At 61.9% G+C, this 3,607-nt stretch carries 3 protein-coding genes; all 3 read left to right on the top strand.

Annotation, left to right across the window (positions count from 1 at the left end; translation table 11 throughout):
- The first annotated feature begins 238 nt into the window (after nt 1–238).
- Nucleotides 239–2,350 carry a type VI secretion system Vgr family protein gene (locus tag YH64_RS29925; protein ID WP_046807953.1) on the top strand — a complete coding sequence of 704 codons (2,112 nt, stop codon included), beginning with the start codon at nt 239–241 and terminating at the stop codon, nt 2,348–2,350.
- Nucleotides 2,287–3,243: a DUF4123 domain-containing protein gene (locus YH64_RS29920; protein ID WP_143215625.1), complete on the top strand. Its 957-nt coding sequence runs from the start codon at nt 2,287–2,289 to the stop codon at nt 3,241–3,243. Before YH64_RS29925 ends, YH64_RS29920 begins: the two co-directional genes overlap by 64 nt.
- A partial coding sequence (locus YH64_RS29915; RefSeq protein WP_221935939.1) for a toxin VasX occupies nt 3,240–3,607 on the top strand: 368 nt, incomplete at its 3' end. The genes YH64_RS29920 and YH64_RS29915, both read left to right, overlap by 4 nt.

The raw sequence follows: 3,607 nt of genomic DNA, 5'->3' as shown, positions 1-3,607 counted from the left end.
GACCCACGGCCTGACTGTTACCCAATTTGGCGACTCGCATCGCAAGCCCTCCTTGTATATACGGATAAGAAGCCTATCCATGATGCCCAAGGGTAAGGTTCAGAAGCCAGTCCTCTGACTTTCCTATTCGCCCTATAGCCACTGTCTGAAAGGCAATGCGCTTTTCGTAATCGTCCTATAGCCCCGTCCCGGCGATGTGGCCGACTATGTCGGCATCTCGCGTCCCGGGGGGGCTATCGTGACTCATCTGTGCGACCTGCGCTTTACCTTTGGCGTCGTTGGCGGCTTGGATTTCGAGCTTGTCGAGTTCACGTTTGACGAAGCGCTTTCCGAACCGTTTCGCCTGGAGCTGGAACTGGCCAGCGCCGATGCGTCGATCGACTTTGCCCGAATCCTGGATCAACCCGCGCTGCTGACCATTTGGCGCGACGATGCCCCGTTGCGGTACATCCACGGCGTCGTGTCCCGTTTCGAACAAGGCACGACCGGCTTTCGCCGCACGCGCTACCGCGCCACCGTCGAACCGCAGCTGGCCCGCGCGGGCCTGTGTTCCGATTGGCGCATCTTCCAGCACCTGTCCGTGCCCGAAATTCTGCAAAGCGTCCTGAAAGAGCACGGCATCCTTGATTACGAGCAGACGATCACGCATGAGCACCTGACACGTGAATACTGCGTGCAGGCCGGCGACACGGACCTGCACTTTGTTGAACGTCTGGCCCGAGAAGAAGGATTCTTCTACGCCTTTCACCACCACGCCAAGGGTCACCGGCTGATACACAGCGACCGCCTGCACATACACGGCCGTATCGACGGGGATCCCGTGCTTTATCAACCGGCACCCGGGGGTGACCAAACTGAACCCGCGCTGCGCCGGTTCTCTTATGCCGAACAGGTCCGTACCGCCCGGCAAACCCAGCGCGACTACACCTACACCCATCCGCGATACGCCCAGGAACACAGTCACGACGGTAGCGACCTGCAACATCAGCACGCCCATTACGAACGCTACGACTACCCCGGTCGCTACAAGCGCGACGAAGCGGGCAAACCCTACACAGAAAACCGGTTGCGCGGCCTGCGGCGTGACGCGCGCGTCGCAACTGTCGAGGGCGACGACCCTCGCCTGGAGCCAGGACTTTCGTTCGAACTGGTCGGCCATCCGCGCAACGACTTGAACCAAGGCTGGCGTCCGATACGCATGCGCCATCATGGCGTCCAGCACACCAGCCAACAAGAAGACGGCGCCGATGCGCAACGCGGCACGCAATACCGCTACACCGCGGAACTCGTGTCAAAGCACGCCGAATGGCGAGCCGAGCCGTTGCCCAAGCCTCGGATCGACGGGCCGCAGGTCGCCACGGTGACGGGCCCCGCGGGCGAGGAGATCTATTGCGACAACTACGGTCGGGTCAAGGTGCAATTCCCCTGGGACCGCCTGGGCAAGCATGACGAGCACAGCTCATGCTGGATCCGGGTATCGCAAAACTGGGCGGGCGCCACGTGGGGTCACATGGCAATACCCAGGATCGGACAGGAAGTCATCGTGAACTATCTGGACGGCGATGCGGACCAGCCGGTCATCACCGGCAGAACGCACATGGCGCTGCAGCTGCCGCCGTATGAGCTGCCCCGCCACAAGACACGCATGACGATCAAGAGCCAGACCCACAAGGGCCAGGGCTACAACGAACTGCGATTTGAAGACGAGCGGGACCAAGAAGAGATATACGTCCACGCGCAGAAGGACCAGAACATTCACGTCAACCACGACGAGAACACGTTTGTCGGCCATGACCGCAGCGAAAAAGTGGAAAACGACGAAACCATCGTGATCGGCCATGACCGCGAGGAAACGGTGGGCAACGATGAACGCGCCGACATTGGCCGGGATCGCCGGCACCGGATCGGCCAGGACGAGGTGCTGGAAGTCATACGGGACCACAGCATCATCACTGGCAAGGACCGAACAGACGAAGTGGGGAACAATCGTCGCGACAAGACGTTTGCCCATCACTGGATCGAAACCGGCGGCCACCTCGAACACCAGATTCAAGGGCATCACCGCATCGAAGCCGGACAGGCGATTGAACGCGCCACCACCGTCTACCGCCTTCAAACCCGCGAGCGGATCGTATTGCAAAGCCCCGGTGGCTCGATCACGCTTGATGAAGGCGGCATCACGCTGGACGGTGTCGCCGTCAATATCAAGGGCCCGCTTAATCAGCGAGGCTCGGGCGCGGGCGTCGCGCTCAACATTGACGGCACGCCAAACGCCGACGAACCCATTTGCCTAAGCTGCTGGCTCAAGGCGGCGAAAGAGCGCACCGCGCTGATGAAGGTGAGCCCATGATTCCGTCCCAACTGCAACGGGCTCTGGCGGAAGACATACACGGCGCACCGCCCGGGCAAGCGCGTTATTCGATGGTGTTGATCGATATGGCCGCGTTATCCGACGCGCAACGCGACAAGGTCCAGCGCGACATGGCTGGCATGCTCCATCCGCTGTTGCTGGACCCTGAGTTCGCGGTCTTACGGCCGCTGGGCGCGATGCTGGCTGGCCCGGGCGAAGGCGGTCTTTCTTCGCTGAACGGTTTGGTATCCGTAGCGAGCCCCTACGACACCGACATCGCCCAAGCCTGGATCACCAGCACCCTCAGTCCGGCCGACCTGGCCGTCCATTTAAGCCAGGCAAGCTTCGCGGTCGATCAAAACGGCGAACGTTACCTGCTGCGCTTCTACGACCCGTTGATCACCCCCGTTTTGCACAGGCAAGCCGACGCTGCCTGGGTAGACGGCGTGTTTGCGCCCATCATTTCATGGTGGTTTACCGGTGCCGATCTCAAGCATCCGCAATGGCACCGCATTCCGGGCGGTGCAAATGCCCAATGCCGTCCGCCCACGCCCCTGGTGTTGACGGAGGCGCTGTGGACGGCCCTGGCGGCGGATCCGCTTGAGTACCGCTTGCTTGACGCGCTCGAACGAGCCTCGGCTGACCTGTTCTCTTCCTCGTGCCGTGGGGTGCGTTTGGCGCATATTCGGACCCACCTTGCGTCGGCCCATCAGATCGGGCTGAGCCGCCATGACGATTTGATCGCCTTCGTATTCACGGCCTTGTCGCGGCCGGCCGCCAGCCTTCACGCTGACCGCGCATGGCAGCAGGCGCTGCAACATGCCGTCGCTGGAGGAACACCCCTAGCCGTCGCCACCTCGATCCCTACTCCGCGCAACAGGACTTCCCGATGACGATGCCGACCCTTGCGTCCCTGGTACCGGAAATTCTCCGCATCGCTGATCAAACGCGCTGCGACGCGGGCCCCAGCGCCGTGGTCGCGTGCAAGAGCGAAGTCGCCATCCTGCCCCTGCGCTATGCCGTTGTGACCGACGCCGGCCCGGGCCTGGATACCTTGGCGCCTGCGCTACCGCCCCACCTTGGCGCCGATTTTCCGCCGCTACAGGGCAAGCACGCGCGCTATGCCGTACGCACGATGCGCAGAGGCTATCTGTACCTGTTCACGAAGCGCTACATGAAGGACTGGTTCTGCGAAAGTGCCTATCGCACCTATGACACCGGTCTGTTCAAGCGTGTCTTTCCCTATGCGCCCCAGCA

Source organism: Achromobacter sp. LC458, from assembly GCF_001005835.2.
In the GTDB taxonomy this organism is placed as follows: domain Bacteria; phylum Pseudomonadota; class Gammaproteobacteria; order Burkholderiales; family Burkholderiaceae_B; genus Achromobacter; species Achromobacter spanius_B.
Note: the sequence above shows the minus strand (reverse complement) of the source record. Positions and strands in the feature narration are given on the sequence as shown.